This window comes from Nonomuraea sp. NPDC051298, from assembly GCF_055586305.1.
In genome coordinates this window covers 893,942-913,025 of the sequence record NZ_JBVJIM010000001.1, presented here as the reverse complement: position 1 = coordinate 913,025, position 19,084 = coordinate 893,942, and the positions used below count along the sequence as shown (strand labels likewise).

Below are 19,084 nucleotides of genomic sequence, written 5' to 3'. Positions count from 1 at the left end.
ATGCGTCCTGGGTCCGATCTTTTCCGTACGACCGGGGTCGGATGCGGCGGGCGGCCGGTCCTACCCGGATCCGATGGCCCGGTAGGCCGGGCCGGGTGGCAGGGCCGTGAGCCTGCGGTAGAGCGTCGCGGGCCCCGGCCAGTTGTTCGTCACGCGGCCGTCGGCCGTCTTGTACCAGCTCCGGCAGCCCGCGCCCCACACCATCCCGGCCATCGACGCGTCCAGCCGCCCGCGCCAGGCCGCCATCACCTCGGGACGCACCTCGATCGGCCCGGCTCCTGCCAGGTACGGCAGGCAGGACATGACGTGGTTCACCTGGCACTCGATCATGAACACGATCGAGTTGTGCCCGAGGTTGGTGTTGGGCCCGTACAGCAGGAAGAGGTTCGGGAACCCCGGCACCGAGATGCCCAGGTACGCCTCCGCGCCGTCCTTCCACCGCTCCCGCAGCGAACGCCCCCCGAGCCCCACCACCTCCATCGGGACCAGGAACTCGGTGCTCCTGAAGCCGGTGGCGCAGACGATCGTGCCGACCTCGTACGAGCCCCCGTCGGTCTCGATCCCCTTCGCCGTGACCCGCGTGATCCGGTCTGTCACCAGTGACACGTTCGGCCTGGTCAGCGCCGGGTAGAAGGCGCTGTCGATGACGACCCTCTTGCAGCCGGGCGGATAGCGGGGCGTGAGCCTGGCGCGCAGCTCGGGGTCGGGCACCTGGTCGCGCAGGTGCCGCAGCGCCCGCTGCCTCAGCAGCCCCTCGCTCCACCCGCGGGCGAGCGCCGGATGGAGCGCGCCCTCGGCGTAGCGGAAGAGCCACTCGCGGTAGGCCCGCTGCAGCCCGGGAACGAACCGGAACGCGAGCCTGGCCGGCGGCCCGAACGCGGCGTCCGCCTTGGGGATGACCCAGTTGGGCGTGCGCTGGAAGACGTACAGGTGCTCGGCCCGCTCCGCGACGCGCGGGATGAGCTGGGCCGCCGACGAGCCGTTCCCGATCACGGCGACGCGCCTGCCGGTGAGGTCGTGACCGTGGTTCCAGCGGGCCGAATGGAACGAGACCCCCTCGAACTCCGCCATGCCCGGGATGTCCGGCAGGCTGGGCCGGTTGAGCTGGCCGACCCCCATGACGACCACGTCGAACGCCTCCGTGCGCGCCTCGCCGCCGCCGTCGGGGGAGGCGGTGGTGACCTGCCACTTCGCCCCGTCGAAGACCGCCCGCCGCACTTCCGTACGGAACCTGATCTTCCCTTTCACGTCGTACTTCTCAGCGCAGTGCTTGAGATAACCCAAGATCTCGGGTTGCTCGGGATAACGCCTCGTCCAGCTCGCGTACCTCTCGAACGAGTACGAGTACAGATGGGAGGGGATGTCACACCCCGCCCCTGGATAGCTGTTGTCACGCCACGTGCCCCCGAGGTCGTCCGCCTTCTCGAAGACGGTGTACGACCGGATCCCGGCGCGTTCGAGCCGGATCGCCATGCACAGCCCGCCGAACCCCGCCCCGACGATCGCGACGCTTGGTGCCATGCCGTCCTCCCGCAGGCAGAAGTCAGGATCCACTTACGGTACGCCGGGCCGCGCTCCGAGGACACCCCGCCGACTCGCGTACCGGTAGTCTGCGCAGGTGGCTGCTGTGACGTTGACGGACGTGATCGAGGTGCTCGAGGCGGCCTACCCGCCCGCCCGGGCCGAGTCGTGGGACGCGGTGGGGCTGGTCAGCGGCGATCCTGCCCAGCCGGTGCGGCGGGTGCTGTTCGCGGTCGACCCGGTCGCCGTCGTGGCCGAGGAGGCCCTCGAATGGGGCGCCGACCTGATCGTCACCCACCACCCCCTCTACCTGCGCGGCACCACCACCGTGGCCGCCACCACGCCGAAGGGCCGCCTGGTCCACAACCTGATCAAGAACGACGTCGCCCTCTACACCGCCCACACCAACGCCGACGTGGCCAATCCGGGCGTGTCCGACGCCCTGGCCAGGGCGGTGGGCCTGGTGGGCGACCTGGTGCCGCTCCAGCCGTTCCCCGACGACCCGTGGCGCGGGCTGGGCCGCATCGGCGACCTGCCGGAGGAGATGACGCTGGGGGAGTTCGCGGCGCGCGTGACCGAGGGGCTGCCGCGCACGTCCTCGGGGATCCGGGTGGCCGGAGACCTGTCCAGGCCGGTCGCGCGCGTCGCGGTGAGCGGCGGGGCCGGCGACTCCCTCCTCGACACCGCCAAGGCGGCGGGCGTCGACGCGTTCCTCACGGCCGATCTGCGGCATCATCCGGCCAGCGAGTTCGTGGAGTCGGGCGGGCCCGCGCTGGTCGACGCCGCGCACTGGGCGACCGAGTGGCCCTGGCTCGACAGCGCGGCGTCGATCCTGCGCGCCAGTGGCGTTACCGTTGAGACGCGTGTCTCCGCCACGGTCACCGATGCTTGGACAAGAGGATATTGATCATGAAAGCAGCCCCTGAGGCCCAGAAGCGACTGCTCGACCTGGCAGAGCTCGACTCCGTGATTGATCGGCTGGCGCACCGCCGCCGCACCCTGCCCGAGCTGGCCGAGATCGACGAGCGTTCGAAGACGTACGCCAAGCTGGCCACACAGGTGATCGAGGCCGAGACCGAGGCGGGCGACCTCGCGCGCGAGCAGTCGAAGGCCGAGAACGACGTCGACGCGGTGCGCACGCGCGCCGAGCGCGACCAGAAGCGCCTCGACTCCGGCGCGGTGACCTCGCCGCGCGACCTGGCGAGCCTCCAGTCCGAGATCGTCTCGCTGAACAAGCGGCAGGGTGACCTGGAGGAGGTCGTGCTGGAGATCATGGAGCGCAGGGAGGCCGCCGACACCAAGGCCACCGACCTGGTGGCCAAGCGCGACGAGGTCCGTTCCGCGCTGTCCACGGTGGAGGGGCGCCGAGACGCCGCGCTCGGCGAGATCGACACGGAGGCCGCCGACGTCCAGGGCCGCCGCACCGCGGTCGCCGGCGAGATCCCCGCCGACCTGCTCAAGCTCTACGAGAAGCTCAGGGAGCAGTACGGCGTGGGCGCCGCCATGCTGCGCGGCGGGCGGTGCCAGGGCTGCAAGGTCGCCCTGTCCATCGCCGAGACGAACGCCATCAAGGGCGCTCCGCACGACGAGGTGTGGCGGTGCGAGGAGTGCCGGCGCATCCTCGTACGCACCGCAGAGTCGGGCCTGTGACCTCCTACGTCATCGAGGCTGACGGCGGCTCGCGCGGCAACCCCGGCCCGGCCGGTTACGGCGCGGTCGTCAAGGACGCCTCCGACGGCCAGGTGCTGGCGGAGGCGGCCGAGGCGATCGGCGTCACCACCAACAACGTCGCCGAGTACCGCGGCCTGATCGCCGGCCTCCGGGCCGTGCTCGACCTGGCCGGTGACGGGGCGCGGGTGGCCGTACGGATGGACTCGAAGCTGGTCGTCGAGCAGATGGCGGGCCGCTGGAAGGTCAAGCACGAGGGGTTGCGCCCGCTGGCCGCCGAGGCCGGGTCGCTGGTCAGGCGGCTGCGGGTGACGGAATGGACCTGGATCCCCCGCGAACGCAACCAGCACGCCGACCGCCTGGCCAACGAGGCCATGGACGCCGCCGCCAAGGGCCTGCCCTGGAAAGCGGGCGGCCCGGCCGGTTCCGCAGGGGGCGGGGAGCCCGGCGGGGCCGCAGCCAAGGCGAGCACCCGCAAGAGACCGTCCGCCCAGCAGACAGACCTCCTCGACGCGGGCGACATCTCCGCGCTCTCCGCCCCCACCGCCTCCGTCGCCACGGCCCAGCAGACGGGCACCGGCACCCGGGCGGGCACGCGGGAGGGCACGCGGGAGGGCTCAGGCGCGGGCCTGGGCACCCGGACGGGCTCGGGCACCGGCACCGGCTGGGCCCCGCCCACGCGCGTGGCCACGTCGTTGCTGCTGCTCAGGCACGGCGAGACCGAGTTGTCCCTCGAACGCCGCTTCTCCGGCCGCGGCGAGGCCGAGCTCACGCCCAACGGCCTGGCCCAGGCGTCGGCGGCGGCCGTGAGGCTGTCGCGGGACCCGTACCGGCTCGACGTGATCGTCACCTCGCCCCTCACCCGCGCCCGCCAGACCGCGCAGGCGGTCGCCGAGCAGACCGGCCTTGAGATGGAGGTGTGGGACGACCTCAGAGAGGCCGACTTCGGCGCCTGGGAGGGCCACACGTTCACGGAGGTGCAGCGTCGTTGGCCCGCCGAGCTGGCCGCCTGGCTCGCCGACCCCGAGGCGGCCCCGCCGGGCGGCGAGAGCTTCGCCACGGCCGCCCGCCGCGTGCGCGCGGCCAGGGAGCGGCTCGTGGAGCGCTACGAGGGCAAGACCGTGCTCGCCGTCTCCCACGTGACGCCGATCAAGCTCATCCTCCGAGACGCTCTGCTGGCGCCGCTGGAGGCGCTCTATCGCATGCACCTCGACCTGGCGTGCCTGTCGCTGATCGAGTACTACGCCGACGGCCCCTCCGTCGTGAAGTCCTTCAACGACACCTCACACCTGCGCTGACCGCGCCGCCTGCCGCCTGGGAACCCCACCGTGCGGGGGAACGGCGTAAACTTTGATAACCTCCTCCAGACGAGTCGGCCGGGCGACCGCGTCGGGCCCACGGGCCCGCCGAGGAAGGTCCGGGCTCCACAGGGCAGGGTGGTCGGTAACACCGACCCGGGGTGACCCGCGGGAAAGTGCCACAGAGAGCAGACCGCCGTCAGACCCGGCCGGGCCTGACGGTAAGGGTGAAAGGGTGGTGTAAGAGACCACCAGCGCCCACGGTGACGTGGGCGGCTCGGTAAACCCCACCCGGAGCAAGGTCAAGAAGGAACGTCCTTCGGGGCGTTCCGCGCGCGACGTTCGAGGGCTGCCCGCCCGAGCCGCGCGGGTAGACCGCTCGAGGCCGCCGGCAACGGCGGTCCTAGATGGATGGTCGCCCCTTCACACGAAGGACAGAACCCGGCCTACAGGCCGACTCGTCACCCAATCCCGCTCTGACCTGGTAGAGAACGGGCGCTCCCCAAGATCAGGGCACATCAGTGATGATCCTGACGCCCTGTCGAGTGCTTCGGCATGGGCACTTCGCGCACCTACGCAGGTTCAAATCGGCCACGGACGTGGTTCCGCTGGAGGAAGGTCGGGACAGGGGCTCGGCACCGTGCCGCCGTGACGACGAGCGATGTGAGCCTCAAGTGACCGAACGGCCGGTCCGTGACGGTAGTGGAAGGCGAAGAGCTGCGGAACGTCGCCGTCAGGGCCCGGACGTTCGGGGTCAGCCCCATAAGCCAAAAGCACGGCGGTACATGCGGCGTTCAGCGGCTGTCGGGTCTGGGATGCTCCATCAGCTTCCATGTCGATCGCGTGCAAGAGTAAGGTCATGCCGGACCACACCTCATTCGGATCGGCACCGGCATCGAGTAGCCGAGTCAACTCCTCCAGGTCACCGTGCTCCACCGCCTGATGTGCCTGAGTCATCGGCTCGTAGGCTGCCGCTTCATGGTCCATGGCTGTGATCAAAGCAGAAAACCCATCACGATCCTTGGGCCGAGCATGGGGTCAGGGCGGAAGCGCGCCTCTTCGCCGGGCACTTCCAGGGAGCATCGCACCGCAAGACACGGCCACGAACCTCCCCGGTGTGGCGCCTGGTCCCGCCCGTGAGGACCTGAGGGCACTTTCTGGCGCTTGCGGGGAGGTGCCTGCCCTGGCGGATTCTGTCGGAGGGGCCTGTCACGATCTGCGGCATGATGACTGACTCACTGGCCCCGTTCCGCTGGCTGCAGGGGGAGGACTGCCCACTCGACGAGATCTACTCCGTGGCTTTCGTCCGCGAGCCTGATCCCGCCGAGGTGCTGCGCCGTTTCGGCTCCGGTGAGGGGAGGGAGATGAGCCTCGCCGAACTGACCTTGGAGGTCGGCGACTTCGTCATGGTGACGGGTGGCGGAGACGGCGGTGGTTACGTCGGGGTGGTGGCGGCGGGTGACTGGTGTGTGGCGGTCGAACCGTTGAGCTGGTCGGCGGTGATGGACGGGGTCCTGGCCCGGCTGTCGGTGGGCTCCGAGGTCGTGGCCGTCACGCGGCACGACTACGCGGACGACCACTTCGCCTACGCGGTCGACGGCGCCGTGGTCACCACTTTCGACCCGGTCACGCCGGACCGGCGCTATGGCGCCGACAAGGACCGGCTCAACCACCTCATGCGCGAGGTCGGCCTGCCCCCTGACGAGACCGAGGACGACGACGAGTGGGAGGCCAGGTGCGACGACCTGGTGCGGCACGGCTTGGCACGGGCGTTCGCGCTGGCGGCACGGCTGACCGGCGTGACGTTCACCGCCGATCTGCTGGAAGGCGCGCTGCTCGCAGGCCCGATCGCCAACTTCTACCAGGGAAAATCCGACACCGAGCCGGGTGGTGTTCCGGCATCCGGCAGTACGACGGGCGAAAGGGCGGACAGGCATGATCTTGCGGCGGTCCTCCGCCATCGCGACGCCTGAAGCGCGGGTCCGCGCTGTTGTGCTCCGCCAGGTGGGTGCTTGCACTCATGGCGTGGCTCCTGGCGCGGGTCATGGGCTGATGTTCGGTCTGCTGGGACAGTCGGCGGTCATACCCGGCTTTCACGTGTTCCGGGTTCGTGGGGGTCAGGGCTGAGGCCAGTCTGCGCGTGGGTGAGGTGGCGCTGTCGCTGACGCTCGGTCCCAGCACCGCGAGTCCGGACATCGGGGACGCCACCTCCGGTACGTCCAGCTCGATGCGGACCCCGGCAGCGGTTCTGCTGGACGGGGTCATGCAGGCCCTCGGAAAGCCCACCGAGGACACCAGCGACGGGTGAAGGCCCGCCCCGGCCGGGAGCTGCAGGTCCACGGCAGCGGTGTGCTCGCGCGGTCGCTGCTCGATGACTAGCGGGTCGGGCAGGCCCGTCCGAGCACGTGTGACAGCGCAGGGACGGGCGGCTCAGGGGCGAACGTGAAGCGGTCGACCTCGGACACGGCGAACCCGGCGCGCTCGATGGCCCCCAGCGTGTCGCGGTTGGGCCGGCAGCCTCCGGCCAGCCGCCGCCACAGCGGGACGATCACGTCCTCCAGCAGGCCCAGGGCCGGGTTGGGCGAGCGTACGTGCTCGTAGAAGCGCAGCTCGCCGCCGTCCGCGAGCACCCGTGCGATCTCGGCCAGCGCCCGCGGCTGCGACGGCACCGAGCACAGCACCAGAGACACCACCGCCGCGTCGAACGAGGCGCCGTCGGCGGGCAGCGCCTCGGCATGGCCGGACACCACCGACACGGGGACCGGCGCGGCCCCGGCCGCCTTCGCCGCCAGCGCGCGCAGCGTGTCGTCCGGCTCCACGGCGACGACCTCGGTGACCGCGGCCGGGTAGTGGGCGAAGTTCCGGCCGTTCCCTGCCCCGACCTCGATCACCTTCCCCGTGAGCCCGGCCAGCAGGCGACGGCGGTGTTCGTACGCGCCGCGCCGGTCGGCCAGCTTGGACGCCCGTTCGTAGGCGGCCGCGAACCGGGGATGCTGGAAGTCTGAGAGCTGTGCCATCGCGGTCCCTCCGAAGTGCCGTCCTTCCAGGATGCCGCCGTCCGGCCTCCGTGGGGCATTCTCGGGTCACCTTTTCGACAGCCCCCGTGGGGACCGTCTCGCTGACGCGTCCGACGGCCTCCCACGCCGCCGCCGGGGCACCGGCGGGGGCTCATTCCTCGCCGATGGCCACCCGGCGATCGAAGGTTCGCAGGGAGGGCGTGGCGCGCAGCGGCGGCACCATGTGCACGCGCGCCGAGCCGATGTCGAAGAACAGCCCCACCAGCTCCAGCTTGCCCGCCCGGATCTGCTCGTCCACCTTCCGGTACGTCCGCAGGTTCTCGAGCTGCTGCTGCACGTTCACCCGGCACAGCACGTCCAGCGCCCCGGGGTGCAGCCGGTCGCCCTCGGTCTCGATGAACGTGGCCAGGCTGTGGTCCCCGTGCCGCAACCACCGCCGCAGCCCCGGCAGGCTGCCCGCCTGCACCCCGCCGCTCAGCACCCCCGCCATCGCGCCGCAGCCCGAGTGCCCGCACACCGTGATCGTGTGCACGCCGAGCACCTGGGTCGCGTACTCGATCGCGGCCACCACCGAGTCGTCGTGCGGCTCGGAGCCCTTGCGCGGCACCAGGTTGCCGATGTTGCGCACCGTGAACAGGTCGCCTGGGCCGCTGGCCGTGATCAGGCTGGGCACGATCCTGGAGTCGGCGCACGTGATGAACAGGTGCGAGGGCTGCTGCTTGCGCGCCAGTTCGGTGAAGATCGGCCGGACGAGCGGCGCCGTACGCCGGTGGTATTCGCGCGCCCCCGCCGTGAGCAGGCACTCCGCCTGCCCGGCCGTGCCGTCGGGCGACGGTACGGACGGCGTCTCGCCATGGCGTCGGTGCGACCACGGCAGCCACCAGCGGTCGGGCGCTCTGGGCGGCGACTTCATGGGGAACGTACGCGCCCCGCTGGCCGCCAGCGCGTACCACTCGTCGTGCAGTTCGTCGATGTCGACGCTGCCGCCCATGCGCTCGTGGTCCAGCCGCCAGGAGTGGAGGGCCTCGAAGGCGCCGTTGTCCATGAAGTCGATGTTCAGGTCGAGGTCGACGGACGTGCCCGCGGGGATCGTCCGCAGCTCGTGCGTCAGCCGCGGCACCCCCAGGAACGTCAGCGACCCCGAGATCGTCACGTGCAACCGGCCCTCGCGGTCCTCGCGCTTGAGCACCGTCACCCAGGTCAGGCGGCGCAGCGCCAGCAACGCCGCCAGGGCCAGCCCGGCCAGCACCCCCTCGGCCAGCCCGAGCAGGATCACCGCGACCATCGTCACCACGTACACCGGCACCTCGCCGTGCCCGTGCACCTTCCTGACGTGGCCCAGGTTCACCATCTGCACGCCGATGAACACCAGCAGCGCCGCCAGCGCCTCCAGCGGGATCAGCGTGATCATCCAGCCGAACCCCATCGCGAACACCAGCACCCACACCCCGTGCAGGATCGTCGACCAGCGGGTACGCGCCCCCGCCTGCACGTTCGCGGTGCTTCGCACGATCACCCCGGCGACGGGGAGGCCGCCGAGCGCGCCGGTGACCATGTTGGCCACGCCCTGGCCGGTCAGCTCCTGGTCGAGGTCGGCCCGGCGGCCGCCGTGCATGCCGTCGATCGCCACCGAGCACAGCAGCGACTCGCACCCGGCCAGCAGCGCCACCAGCAGCACCGCGGCCACGACCAGATGCCAGTCACCCTGCGGCAGCACCGGGAACGCCCAGTCGCTGAACCCCGCGGACAGGTCCACCCGCGTGACGTCCCAGCCGAACGCCCACGCCGTGACCGCCGCCACCGCCAGCGCGGCCAGCGGCGCGGGCACCGCCTTGATCCGCTTCGGCAGCCGCGTCCACAGCGCCAGCACCGTGATCGTGAGCACGCCCACGGCCACCTTGTGCCCGTGCAGGTTGGCGATCTGGCCGGGCAGCTCCAGCAGGTTCGCCACGGCCGAACGCTGCGAGCTGCCGCCCAGCACGATGTGGAGCTGGGCCAGGGCGATGATCACGCCGACGGCCGCCAGCATGCCGTGGATGACCGCGGGTGACACCGCCAGCGCCGCCCTGGCCGCCTTGAACACCCCCAGCACGAGCTGTACGGCCCCCGCCAGCAGGGTGATCATGCAGGTGGCCCGCCATCCGTACGTGTGCACGAGATCCACGACCACCAGCGACAGACCGGCGGCGGGGCCGCTCACCTGCACGGCAGAACCGCCCAGAGCGCCCGCCACGATCCCGCCCACCACGGCGGCGATCAACCCGGCGGCGAGGGGCGCTCCGGAGGCCATCGCGATGCCCAGGGAGAGGGGCACCGCGACGAGGAAAACCACGAGCGAGGCGGGCACGTCATGCCGGAGGGTGCTCAGCCAGCTACTCTGCGTGTCGCGGAACATGGACCAAACCCTATTGGCCCCTCGACCCCGCTATACGGGGGCGTCACGCGGGTTTTACGGATTAATGGGTACTAAAGATCACCGGTAGTAGTCGTGCGGATAATCCGGGTCGGAGGCTCGCCGATGGCTGCCCCGGCCGCCGTTGTCCGCCTGCGGCTGCTGTCCGTCGTACGCGGGCCAAGCCGCCTGCGCCCCGCTGCCGCCGCTGGGCGACGGTGAGGGCGACGGGGGCTCGGGCCAGCCGGCGGCGCCAGGGCTGGTGGTGACGTCGCCCGTCTCGTACGCGCCCGCCGCGAACGGGGACGGCGCGGGCGCGGGGGCCGACAGCGCGTCGTAGTTGGACACCGTCCGGCCCGGCACGGTCGGGGTGCCGGTGGCGGGGGAGGGGCCGGTGAGCGGGTCGGCGTCGTCGGCCACGGCCCAGCCGGAGCGCACCTCGTACGAGGCGGGGTAGGACGACGCGCTCGCGGCGGGCTGCTCGAAGGCGGGCCAGGAGCCCGCCGGGCCGTACGGGGGGGTGGCGGGGGTGGGGTCGTCGAAGATGTCGGGCGCGGCCGCCGCCCAGGAGCCGGACGTGGTCGCCGCGGACGAAGGGGTGCCGGGCTGGCCGGGCCAGGTGGTGTCGAGCGGGTCGCCAGAGCCGGTACCGGCGCCGGCGCCGGCGCCGTAGGCGGGGAACGGGTCGCTCGTCGGGGCCCCGTGCAGGGGCGAGGCGGGGACCGCCGGGAAGCTGCCGCTGGAGGTGGGGCTGACCGCGGGGAAGGAACCGCTGCCGGTCGTGGCCGGGGTGGCGGGGTAGGAGTCGCCGCTCGCGCCGTACGAGCCGCCGCCGGCCCTGCCGGACGAGGAACCCGTACCCGAGGAGTAGGAGCCACCGCCCGTGGCGGGGAAGGCCCCGCTGCCGCCGGCCGGGTAGCTGTTGGACGACACGCCGCCGGTGGTGGTGGCGGGCGCAGGGCTGTTGGACGTCCTGCTGTTGGACACCGTGTTGCTGGACACCGTGTTGCTGGACGCGGCGGTGCCGGATGCGGTGCTGCCGGACGCCGTTCTGCCGGAGGCTGTGCCGCCGGACGTCACGGGGGCGGGTCGCGTGGCGGGGGCCGGCTCGGGGCGCGTGGGCGCGGGCACCGGCTGGGCGCCAGGGGCGAGGATGCTCATCACGTCGGTCGGGGCCGCGAACGTCATGGTGCGCTGGTCGGCCATGGCGGCCTGGGAGGGGGTGGCGCGTTTGTGCGGCTCGACCAGGTCGGCGAGGCCGGCCGCGGGGGCGGGCTGACGCTGGGGGAGCGGCGCCTGGACCGTGGTGGCGTTGGGGTCGGCGGCGGACGCGGTCGCGGGCTGCGGCTTGGCCTTGCGCCCGGAGCGGGTCGCCGGGCGCTCGGTCTTGCGCTCGGACGCGGCGGTGGCCTGCCGCTCAGCCGGACGCTCGCGCTCGGCAGCCGGACGTTCGCGCTCTGCGGGACGTTCGCGTTCGGTGGGATGCTCGGTGGGACGCTCCCGCTCGACCGGACGGGACGCGCCCTTCCTGGCCGCCACGGTGCCGCCGGCGCCGAAGCCGCCCTCCTCCGCGTCGCTGCGGATGTTGGCCCAGAACGTCTCGTCGTCGTCGTCATCGTTGCTCGGGTTGCCCCACTCGTCGACGCCCCGGCGCCCCCGCTGACCGGTGCGCACCGGTTTCTGCTTCGGCTCGTCTATGGGGCTGAAGTCGGGGCTGAAGTTGTTCATCCGAGGCTCGTGCGCCGCGAACTGGTCCGTGGAACGCGTCTGGGTCTGCTCCTCCTTCTCGGCCATCTCCTTCAGCCGTTCCGGAGGGAGCGAACTCTCCCTGCGGTTCATCGAACGCATGCCCAGTGCCACGACGACGAGCACGAGGAGCACGACAGCGACCAAGCTCACTACGACCGCGATCATTGCACCACCCTCAAGGCCATGGCCTCCCTCTTGCACCGATGAGATCGCGCGGCCATCGACGCGATCTGCCCCCTTTGATCACCAGTGCCTAACGATTGGATCTGATTGTGTCGGACCACTATGAGAGTTGTCACACCCTACGTGAAGAATTGGTACACCGGCACTACATGTCGTGTTGGCCCGCTCACCCGGTGGTCACCACCGTGAGTCGGCCGCGGGCGATGGTCATGTCCGCGATCTCTTTCAGGACCTCGGAGAGCTCGGCGCTCTTCGCGGGGTTGACCTTGCCGTTCAGCGTGTAGACGGTGAACCGGTAGCTGGCCCCAGGTTCGCAGGGGGGCTCGTAGCCCACCTTTCCACTGGTCACCTTCGCCTGGCCGGTCCCTTCCGGGGGCTCGGCGGCGGCGTTGGGGCCCAGCTCGGTCGTGGTCGCCGGGATGTTGAAGAGCACCCAGTGCACGGCCGGAATCGATGACGTGTGGCTGTCGACCACGATGGCGATCGACTTGGCCTCGGACAGAGGCTGGCTCGACCAGCGCAGCGGCGGGCTGCCCTGGTCGCCGCGGCAGGAGTATTCGCGGGGCAGCGGTTTGCCCTCGGCCAGCTCGGGACTCGCGACGTTGACCTCCGCGAGGTCCTTCGCCTGGGACCTGCCGACGAAGCCGAGGGCGGCACAACCCGACAAGCTGAACGCGACGGACACCGCCGTCACGGTGACGGCGATCCGTCGCACGAGTGATGCCGTGTTACACAGCCCCATGCCGGACGATGCTACGCGGCTCTCGGCGATGCGCAGACCGTTTCTCGATGGTCGGTGGTCGGTAAAGGATCCGAAAACCGCCGGAATGACGGCATCCGGGTAGTGAAGTTGGACACAACGGTGGCCTCCGAGACGCTCTGCGGGCCTGGATCCGGCTGTACCGAGGAGAGTTCCGCGGCCTGCGGGTACGCCGCGGATGGGGACGGGCGGGGGCTGACGCGTTCCACTCCGGCAAAACGGACATTGGTTTCGGACGCGCCCACGCCACAAAAACCAGGTGCGCCTGATCGGTGGTGACGCTAGGGGAGCGAGGAGCGGTGAGATCTCCGGTTTCCTGCCATGGGATGGCGGGATGCGCGCCGCGAGAGGGCGTCGCCCTCGTGACCGGCATGACCGTGTACGACGAGGGCGTGCGACGACGGTGTGTGCAGGGTGGCGTGCGGGGGTGGTGTGCGACGACGGTGTGCGGGGGTGGTGTGCGGGGGTGGTGTGCGGGGACGATCTGCCGCGGCGACGTTGTGTGACGGTGTTGTGTGGCGACCGTTGTGCGACGACGTTGCGTGACGGTGGACGCGGACGGCGGCTGCCACGTTGCGTGAGGCGCTCGCGCTGTGGTGCGGTCACGCGCGCTGGCCGGGCCTGGCTGGCACGAACGTGGCGCCGCCGACGTGGCCAAGCTCGACAGCCTGCGGCCGGCCGCCACCGAGCATGGCACCGGGTCCTCCGAACAGTTGGCCGACACGCCGGGACGCCCCGCCGATATTTGCCGTGCCGGAGCCCGTGCTGGACGCCGTGCTGAGATGTTGGGCCGGATTTACCGCGCCGGGTCCTGGGCCGGGTCCTGGGCCGGGTCCTGGGCCGGTCCTGCGCCTGGTTCTGTGCCGGTCCGTGTCGTCGGGCCGGTTCGCCGTCGCTTCGGCAGATCGATTGCCGGGTTCGCACCATAAGCTGACCCTGTGACGTCATCTGGCCCCTTGCGCGATCCAGCGAACCGCGTCTCGCCCAAGGCCGTCCGGCTGTGGTTGCTGGAGTCGCTGGTCGCGTTCGCGTTCTTCCTCGGCGGCGCGCTGCTGGTGTCGCGGTGGGTCGGCGGGAGCGGCTGGGCGTGGGTGCCGGAGTGGTTCGCCCGTGACCCCTGGCTGCTGCCCGCTGCGGTCGTGGTGCTGGTGCTGCCGTTCCTGGCGGCCGAGCCGTTCGTACGGTACGCCGTACACCGCTGGGAGCTGTCTGGGGACGTCGTCTACGCCCGGTCGGGCTACCTGACCAGGGAGTGGGTGTTCGTGCCCGTGAGCCGCATCCAGACGGTCGACAAGGGCCAAGGGTGGTTCGAGCGGATGCTCGGTGTGGCCACGCTGGAGATCCGTACGGCATCCCATGCCGGGTCCTCGACGATCAAGGGACTCGACTACGGAGTGGCGGCCGGGCTCGCCGAGCAGCTCGCGCGGCGGGCCGAAGAGCTGAGGGACGACGCGACGTGACCGGCCCCCACCCGGACGACCCCCCACCCTCCCAGGAAACCCGTCCAGGACCGCCGCAGTACGGCCCGTGGGAGGGCGCCCCGCCGCACTACGCCCCGCCGCAGTACGCCCCGGGGCAGGCGGCGCCGGTCGCGCGGGCGCCGCAGCACCTCAGCCCCAAGCTCCTGCTCATCGACCCCGTACGCATGCTGCCCTCCCTCCTCCTCCCCCTGGTCGGAGTCCTGTTCGTGGGCGGCTTCTCGGCCAGGTCGTACGGCTTCGCGGCGGTGGGCGTGGTCGGCGCCGTGGTGTTCTCGATCATCAGGTGGGCCACCTTCACCTACGAGGTCGTCGGCGACCGTCTGGAGACCAAGCGGTCGCTGGTCAGCCGCTCCATCCGGACCATTCCGCTGGATCGGATCCGCGGCGTCGACGTGTCCACCCCGCCCATGCACCGGCTGCTCGGCCTGGCCGTACTGAAGATCGACACAGGAGCGAGCGGCGACGAGGAGGAGGCCAAGCTCGACGGCGTCACCCGCGACGAGGCCGAACGGCTCAGGACCCTCCTCCTGCGCCGCACCGCCGAACCCGAGCCCGAGCGGGAGCAGACGGCCGACGCCGCGACGCCCGCCGGCCCCAGGGAACGGCCCATCTTCCGCGTGCCCCGCAAATGGCTGCTGTACGGGCCGCTGTCGGGCGCGTACCTGCTCACGCCCTTCGCGTTCGCCGGTGGCGCGGTGGGGCTGGCGTTCCAGCTCGGGGACAACTTCGGCATCAGCGGGGACACCGCCTGGAGCGCGGGGGAGTGGCTGTGGGAGCACCCCTACTTCCTGCTGGCCGTGGCGGTGCTGCTCGTGCTGGCCATGCCGTTCGCGGGCGGGCTCATGTACGCGATCTTCAACTGGGACTTCCAGCTCAAGCGCCGTGACGGCTACCTGGTGGCGGAGCGCGGGCTGGTCAACCGGCGCAGCGTGTCGCTGGAGTCCCAGCGGGTACGCGGCTACGAGATCGTGGAGGGCCTGCCAGAACGCTGGGCCGGTGTCGCCCGCGTCTGGGCCATCGTGACGGGGCTGGGCGACTCGGAGACGCGGGGGCAGCTCCTGCCGGACGTGCCGCGCGAGGTGGCCTTCCAGGTGACCGGCGAGGCGGTCGGGCCCTACCGCGGCCCGCTCAGGGCCCACCCGCCCGTGGCGCGCAGGCGCCGCCTGTTCCGCGCAGTCTTCCCCTGGCTGATCGTGGCCGTGCTGAGCGCTGCGGCGGTGTGGGCCACCGGGTCGATCCTGTGGTGGACCCTGCTGGTGTTCGCGCTGCTGCTGGCGGGCGTCGGGGTGCCACTGGGGCTCGACAGGTACGCCTCGCTGGGCCACGGCTACGACGGCGTCCGGCTGGCGGTGCGGTCGGGGTCGTTGCGCCGCGCCCAGGCCGTGGTCGAACGCCGGGCCGTGGTGGGCTGGCGGCTGCGGCAGACCTGGTTCCAGCGGCGGGCCGGGGTCCTCACGCTGATCGCGGGAGTAGGAGCGGGGAAGGGCGGCTACTCGGCGATCGACGTGTCGGTGACCGAGGGGACGGCCTTCCCCACGGAGGTCACGCCCGAATGGCTGGCCCCGTTCCTGGAACGCGGCACCCCCTGACGCGGGGTGGCCGCGGGCCTCGTGGCGTGCGGCGTCCCGTCCAGGGCGTCCTGGCGTGGGTGGGAGCGGCGGTCAGTCCTGGCGGCGGGCGCCGAACATGATCTCGTCCCACGTCGGCACGGACGCCCGGCGACCCCTCGACCCCTTGCGCGCCTGGCGGGCGGCCGGAGCGGGCGGAGGCGACGGCACCGGTACGGGCGGCTCCTCCTTGACCTCGTCCTTGCCCGTCCGCGCGGCCGGGACCGCCGGGGCGGGCTTCGGCTTCGGCGCGGGACGCGGCGGCCTGGCCTCCGCGGCGGGCTGCTCGGGCTCCCGTTCGCGCTGAACGGCCTTCTTCTCGACGACCTTCTCGACGACGACCGGCTGCTCGGCGACGGTTCGCTCGGTGACCGGCCGCTCGGTGACCGGCTGCTCGGTGACCGGCTGCTCAGCGATTGGACGCTCGGCGGTCGGCGCGGTCGGCTGCTCGGGAGCGGCCGGTGTCTCGGTGGCGGTGGGCTTCCCCGGCGTGGGCGACGGCGTGGGCGAGGCAGGCTCGGCGGCGGTCTCGGCTGGGGTCGTCACGGCCGTGACGGTCGTGCCGTCATCGGTGCTCTCCGGCGTCTCCGGCTTGTCGGCCTTCTCGGCGGTCTTCTCGACGGTGTCGCGGGCCTCGACGGTCTCCGTCTCGGAGGTCTGGGGCGTGGGAGCGGCGGCCGAGACGGTCTCAGCGGACGCGGGCGTCGCATCGGGCTCGGTGACCGTGGACGCGGCAGCGGGCTCGGCGGCGGTGGATGCCGCAGTGGGCTCGGCGGCGGCGGACGTCGCGACGGGCTCGGCGGTCGTGGACGCCGCGGTCGGGTCGGCGGCCGTGGATCCCGAAGCGTGCTCGGCGACAGCGGCGTCAGCGACGGACTCCGTGGTGGTCCTCGCGACGGACTCCGTGGGCGTACCGGCGGCGGTCTCCGTGGCCGCCGTCTCCGGCTGAGCGGCGGTGGTCGCCGCCTCGGCCGGTGAGGTGGTAACGGCTTCGGCCTCGGGCTCCGTAACGGGCGCGGATTGCGCGGGCGCGCTCGGCAGGGCGACGGTGGCCGCATGCTCGGCAACCGTCTCCGGCACCGTGGCCTCCGGGACCTTGGCCTCCTGGCGCTGCGCCTCTTGGACCTGCGCCTCGTGGACCTGGGGTCCGGCCTCCGACACGGCATCCGCACGGGCGGCGGGCTCGGTGACGACGGCGGGCGATTCCGCGACCGCAGCCACCTCCGCGACCGCAGCAGCCTGCGGAGTGGCGGACGTGTGCGGGGTGGTGGACGCCTGAGGCGTGGTGGACGTCGTGGTGTGCTCCGGGACCGGCGTCACGGTGGCGTCCGGCGTGGGCTCGGTGTCCTGCTGCGGCGTCGAGGCGGCCGTTGCGGCGGGTCCGGTCGGAGCAGTCGACGCGGCCGGTGCGGCCGACGCGACGGATGCAGGCGACGCGACGGATGCGGTCGACGCGGCCGGTGCGGGCTCGGCGGTCGGCTGACCCGCCATGGCGGCGGTGCCCTGGGACGGTGTGGCGGCGGGCTGCGCCCCGGTCACGGCGGCGGCGTCCGCGCTCGGCGCGGTGGCGTGCTGGGCGGGTGCGGCAGCGGGCTGCGCCCCGGTCGTGGTGTCGCCGCTCGCTACGGCGGTGTGCTGGGCCGACGCGGCGGAGGGCTGTGCTTCGGTGGTGGCCAGGTCGCCGCTCGCCACGGGGGCGCTCGCCACGGGGCCGTGCGGGGTTTCCGGCGCGGGTACGTCCCTGGCCGTCACGGCGGTGGTGTCCTGGGACGGCGTGGTGGGCCGGGCTTCGGGCGCGGTCCACTGGCCGGTCGGCGCGGGGCTCGGCTGGGGTGGCGAGGCGGTGGTCGGCTGGGCTGGGGCGGTGGTGCTCGGCTCGTCCTGGGCGACGGCCGACGTCTCCATCGGCTGCGCGGTCTGCCACTCCTGGGCTGCCGGACGGTGGTCCTGCGCGGCCGGACGATCGTGGGCGGCCGGGTAGCCCTGAGCGGTCGGCTCGCTCTGCGCGAGGGGACGCGTGTCGGCGGTGGGCGTCGCCTGCGCGGCAGGGGAGGGCGTCGGCGCGACCGGGGCGTCGAGGCGGGCGGCCGGCGGCTCCGGGCGCGCGGGCGGCCGGTCACGGTCGGCGGCAACGGTCGGCTGCCCCACGGCGGGCCGGGTGAAGTGCGGGGCTGCCGGGTCCTCGCCACCAGGGCGGGCGGCATGCGGGTGGGCCTGGTTCTCGCCACCGGGACGGGTGGGGTGCGGGCTGGGCACGTCCTCGGCGGCGGGCCGGGTGGCGTGCGGGTGGGCCTGGTGCTCCCCACCAGGACGGGTGGGGTACGGGTGGGGCTGGTGCTCCCCGCCTGGGCGGGTGGGGTGCGGGGCGGGTGGGTCCTCGGCGGTGGGGCGCGGGGTGGCCGGGGCGTAGATGGAGTCGGTCTCACGGTCGCCGGTGCGTCCCGCGCTGAAGTCGGGCAGCCACGGCGAAGTCCCGCCACGGCGGGACGAGGTGTCGCCTGGGCGGGTGTAGCCGGTCTCGCGGGCCGGTGGCTCGTGGCGGAAGGGCTCCGGGGACGGAGGCTCGTGGCGCGGGCCGGGGTCGCGGTCGAAGGGCGTCTCGCGTGACGGCAGGTCGGGCGCCCGCGTGTACGCCGTCTCCGGCGACCTGGGCGGCGGGTTGTAGCCGACCGCCGGCTCCTCGGGCTCGCGCCGCACCACGGACGGGAACGGCAGCGCGTCGGACGGCAGCGGCGGCACCGGCTGCAGCTTGGCCACCCGGGGCGCGAACGGCGTCACCGTGGTGTCCTCCACCACGGGCGGCTCGGGGTCGAAGTCGGCGGCCGACAGCCGCAGGGCCTCGTCGTCGTGGGGCGTCACGTGGCGCTTGCGCGGGTCGAAGAGCCACTCGGCGTGGCGGGTGTGACCGTTCCAGACGTAGCCGAGCTTGACCCGCCAGAGGCCGTCGTCGCGCTTGGCGGAGTCCCAGTCGATCTCGTCGGCGGGCACGCCGCGCCTGGTCAGCCGCTCCGCCACGAGGTCGCCGAGGGTGGGCCCTGGCGCGGACTCGCCGGGCATGCGTACGGACACACGTTGCGCCTGCTGGGCGACGTATTCCCGCTCCTGCAGCACCGGCCCCTCGAACCAGCGGACGCGCTCGACCGGGATCCCGGCGGTCGCGGCGATCTCCTCGGCCGTCTCTCCGGCTCGGATGCGGGCCTGGATCTCCTTGGGGCGCAACGGACTCTCCACTTCGATCTCGTACTGGCCGAGACGGGAGAAGTTGCCGCGGACGGCAGCACGGAGCCGGTCGTCCACGGGAAGGGTGAAGCGCGTGCCCCGCCCGGCAGTCGCCAGCACGAGGTATGTGCCGTCCTCACTCACCGCGACGAGTCGGAGCTCCTGCATGCGAGTCCCTTCGTCAGCGTC

Annotated in this window: 14 protein-coding genes and 1 other RNA gene; 8 read left to right on the top strand and 7 right to left on the bottom strand. The window is 72.5% G+C overall.

Going from position 1 to position 19,084, the window contains the following annotated elements; all coding sequences use genetic code 11:
* Positions 1–60: 60 nt before the first annotated feature.
* The gene (locus tag ACZ6S0_RS04440; protein ID WP_465913157.1) at positions 61–1,521 is read right to left on the bottom strand and encodes a flavin-containing monooxygenase; all 1,461 of its coding nucleotides are present in this window, start codon (positions 1,519–1,521) and stop codon (positions 61–63) included.
* A gap of 106 nt (positions 1,522–1,627) precedes the next feature.
* Between ACZ6S0_RS04440 and ACZ6S0_RS04435 the strand changes: the two genes are divergently transcribed.
* The 4 genes from ACZ6S0_RS04435 (at position 1,628) to rnpB (ending at position 4,952) form a co-directional block, all read left to right on the top strand.
* Complete coding sequence (locus tag ACZ6S0_RS04435; protein ID WP_465913156.1) at positions 1,628–2,428, top strand: Nif3-like dinuclear metal center hexameric protein; 801 nt, start codon at positions 1,628–1,630, stop codon at positions 2,426–2,428.
* A 2-nt stretch (positions 2,429–2,430) separates the two neighbouring features.
* Complete coding sequence (locus ACZ6S0_RS04430) at positions 2,431–3,171, top strand: zinc ribbon domain-containing protein (protein ID WP_465913155.1); 741 nt, start codon at positions 2,431–2,433, stop codon at positions 3,169–3,171.
* Positions 3,168–4,487, top strand: a complete 1,320-nt coding sequence (locus ACZ6S0_RS04425) for a bifunctional RNase H/acid phosphatase (RefSeq protein WP_465913154.1) — start codon at positions 3,168–3,170, stop codon at positions 4,485–4,487. Before ACZ6S0_RS04430 ends, ACZ6S0_RS04425 begins: the two co-directional genes overlap by 4 nt.
* 70 nt (positions 4,488–4,557) lie before the next feature.
* Positions 4,558–4,952: RNase P RNA component class A (rnpB, locus tag ACZ6S0_RS04420), an RNA gene on the top strand.
* A gap of 117 nt (positions 4,953–5,069) precedes the next feature.
* Here rnpB and ACZ6S0_RS04415 read toward each other — a convergent pair.
* Positions 5,070–5,474 (bottom strand): ankyrin repeat domain-containing protein, encoded by a 405-nt coding sequence (locus tag ACZ6S0_RS04415; RefSeq protein ID WP_465913153.1) that lies wholly within the window; start codon positions 5,472–5,474, stop codon positions 5,070–5,072.
* A 236-nt stretch (positions 5,475–5,710) separates the two neighbouring features.
* Between ACZ6S0_RS04415 and ACZ6S0_RS04410 the strand changes: the two genes are divergently transcribed.
* On the top strand, positions 5,711–6,460 hold the full coding sequence (locus tag ACZ6S0_RS04410) for a DUF6461 domain-containing protein (protein WP_465913152.1): 750 nt from the start codon (positions 5,711–5,713) through the stop codon (positions 6,458–6,460).
* A 167-nt stretch (positions 6,461–6,627) separates the two neighbouring features.
* Positions 6,628–6,795, top strand: coding sequence for a hypothetical protein (locus ACZ6S0_RS04405; RefSeq protein ID WP_465913151.1), 168 nt, complete (start codon positions 6,628–6,630; stop codon positions 6,793–6,795).
* 67 nt (positions 6,796–6,862) lie between these two features.
* On the opposite strand, the gene ACZ6S0_RS04400 is transcribed toward ACZ6S0_RS04405, so the two are convergent.
* The 4 genes from ACZ6S0_RS04400 to ACZ6S0_RS04385 all read right to left on the bottom strand — a co-directional run bounded on the left by ACZ6S0_RS04400 (position 6,863) and on the right by ACZ6S0_RS04385 (position 12,543).
* Entirely contained in the window at positions 6,863–7,504 is a 642-nt protein-coding gene (locus ACZ6S0_RS04400) for a class I SAM-dependent methyltransferase (protein ID WP_465913150.1), read from the bottom strand.
* Between the two features lie 151 nt (positions 7,505–7,655).
* A complete protein-coding gene (locus ACZ6S0_RS04395) occupies positions 7,656–9,899 on the bottom strand; it encodes a SulP family inorganic anion transporter (RefSeq protein ID WP_465913149.1) in 2,244 nt (747 codons plus the stop codon).
* 78 nt (positions 9,900–9,977) lie between these two features.
* The gene (locus ACZ6S0_RS04390) at positions 9,978–11,810 is read right to left on the bottom strand and encodes a hypothetical protein (RefSeq protein ID WP_465913148.1); all 1,833 of its coding nucleotides are present in this window, start codon (positions 11,808–11,810) and stop codon (positions 9,978–9,980) included.
* 184 nt (positions 11,811–11,994) lie between these two features.
* Complete coding sequence (locus ACZ6S0_RS04385; protein ID WP_465913147.1) at positions 11,995–12,543, bottom strand: YbhB/YbcL family Raf kinase inhibitor-like protein; 549 nt, start codon at positions 12,541–12,543, stop codon at positions 11,995–11,997.
* Positions 12,544–13,544: 1,001 nt separating this feature from the next.
* Between ACZ6S0_RS04385 and ACZ6S0_RS04380 the strand changes: the two genes are divergently transcribed.
* Positions 13,545–14,048 (top strand): PH domain-containing protein, encoded by a 504-nt coding sequence (locus ACZ6S0_RS04380; protein WP_465913146.1) that lies wholly within the window; start codon positions 13,545–13,547, stop codon positions 14,046–14,048.
* Entirely contained in the window at positions 14,045–15,658 is a 1,614-nt protein-coding gene (locus ACZ6S0_RS04375; RefSeq protein WP_465913145.1) for a PH domain-containing protein, read from the top strand. The genes ACZ6S0_RS04380 and ACZ6S0_RS04375 overlap by 4 nt, the downstream gene beginning before the upstream one ends.
* 72 nt (positions 15,659–15,730) lie before the next feature.
* On the opposite strand, the gene sepH is transcribed toward ACZ6S0_RS04375, so the two are convergent.
* Complete coding sequence (gene sepH, locus ACZ6S0_RS04370) at positions 15,731–19,063, bottom strand: septation protein SepH (protein WP_465913144.1); 3,333 nt, start codon at positions 19,061–19,063, stop codon at positions 15,731–15,733.
* Positions 19,064–19,084 lie beyond the last annotated feature (21 nt).

Excerpts from the sequence above, each read along its gene's own strand:
- sepH (WP_465913144.1), bottom strand. The coding sequence starts at position 19,063 with ATGCAGGAGCTCCGACTCGTCGCGGTGAGTGAGGACGGCACATACCTC.
- ACZ6S0_RS04410 (WP_465913152.1), top strand. The coding sequence starts at position 5,711 with ATGATGACTGACTCACTGGCCCCGTTCCGCTGGCTGCAGGGGGAGGAC.
- ACZ6S0_RS04395 (WP_465913149.1), bottom strand. The coding sequence starts at position 9,899 with ATGTTCCGCGACACGCAGAGTAGCTGGCTGAGCACCCTCCGGCATGAC.
- ACZ6S0_RS04390 (WP_465913148.1), bottom strand. The coding sequence starts at position 11,810 with ATGATCGCGGTCGTAGTGAGCTTGGTCGCTGTCGTGCTCCTCGTGCTC.
- ACZ6S0_RS04400 (WP_465913150.1), bottom strand. The coding sequence starts at position 7,504 with ATGGCACAGCTCTCAGACTTCCAGCATCCCCGGTTCGCGGCCGCCTAC.
- ACZ6S0_RS04430 (WP_465913155.1), top strand. The coding sequence starts at position 2,431 with ATGAAAGCAGCCCCTGAGGCCCAGAAGCGACTGCTCGACCTGGCAGAG.
- ACZ6S0_RS04415 (WP_465913153.1), bottom strand. The coding sequence starts at position 5,474 with ATGGACCATGAAGCGGCAGCCTACGAGCCGATGACTCAGGCACATCAG.
- ACZ6S0_RS04440 (WP_465913157.1), bottom strand. The coding sequence starts at position 1,521 with ATGGCACCAAGCGTCGCGATCGTCGGGGCGGGGTTCGGCGGGCTGTGC.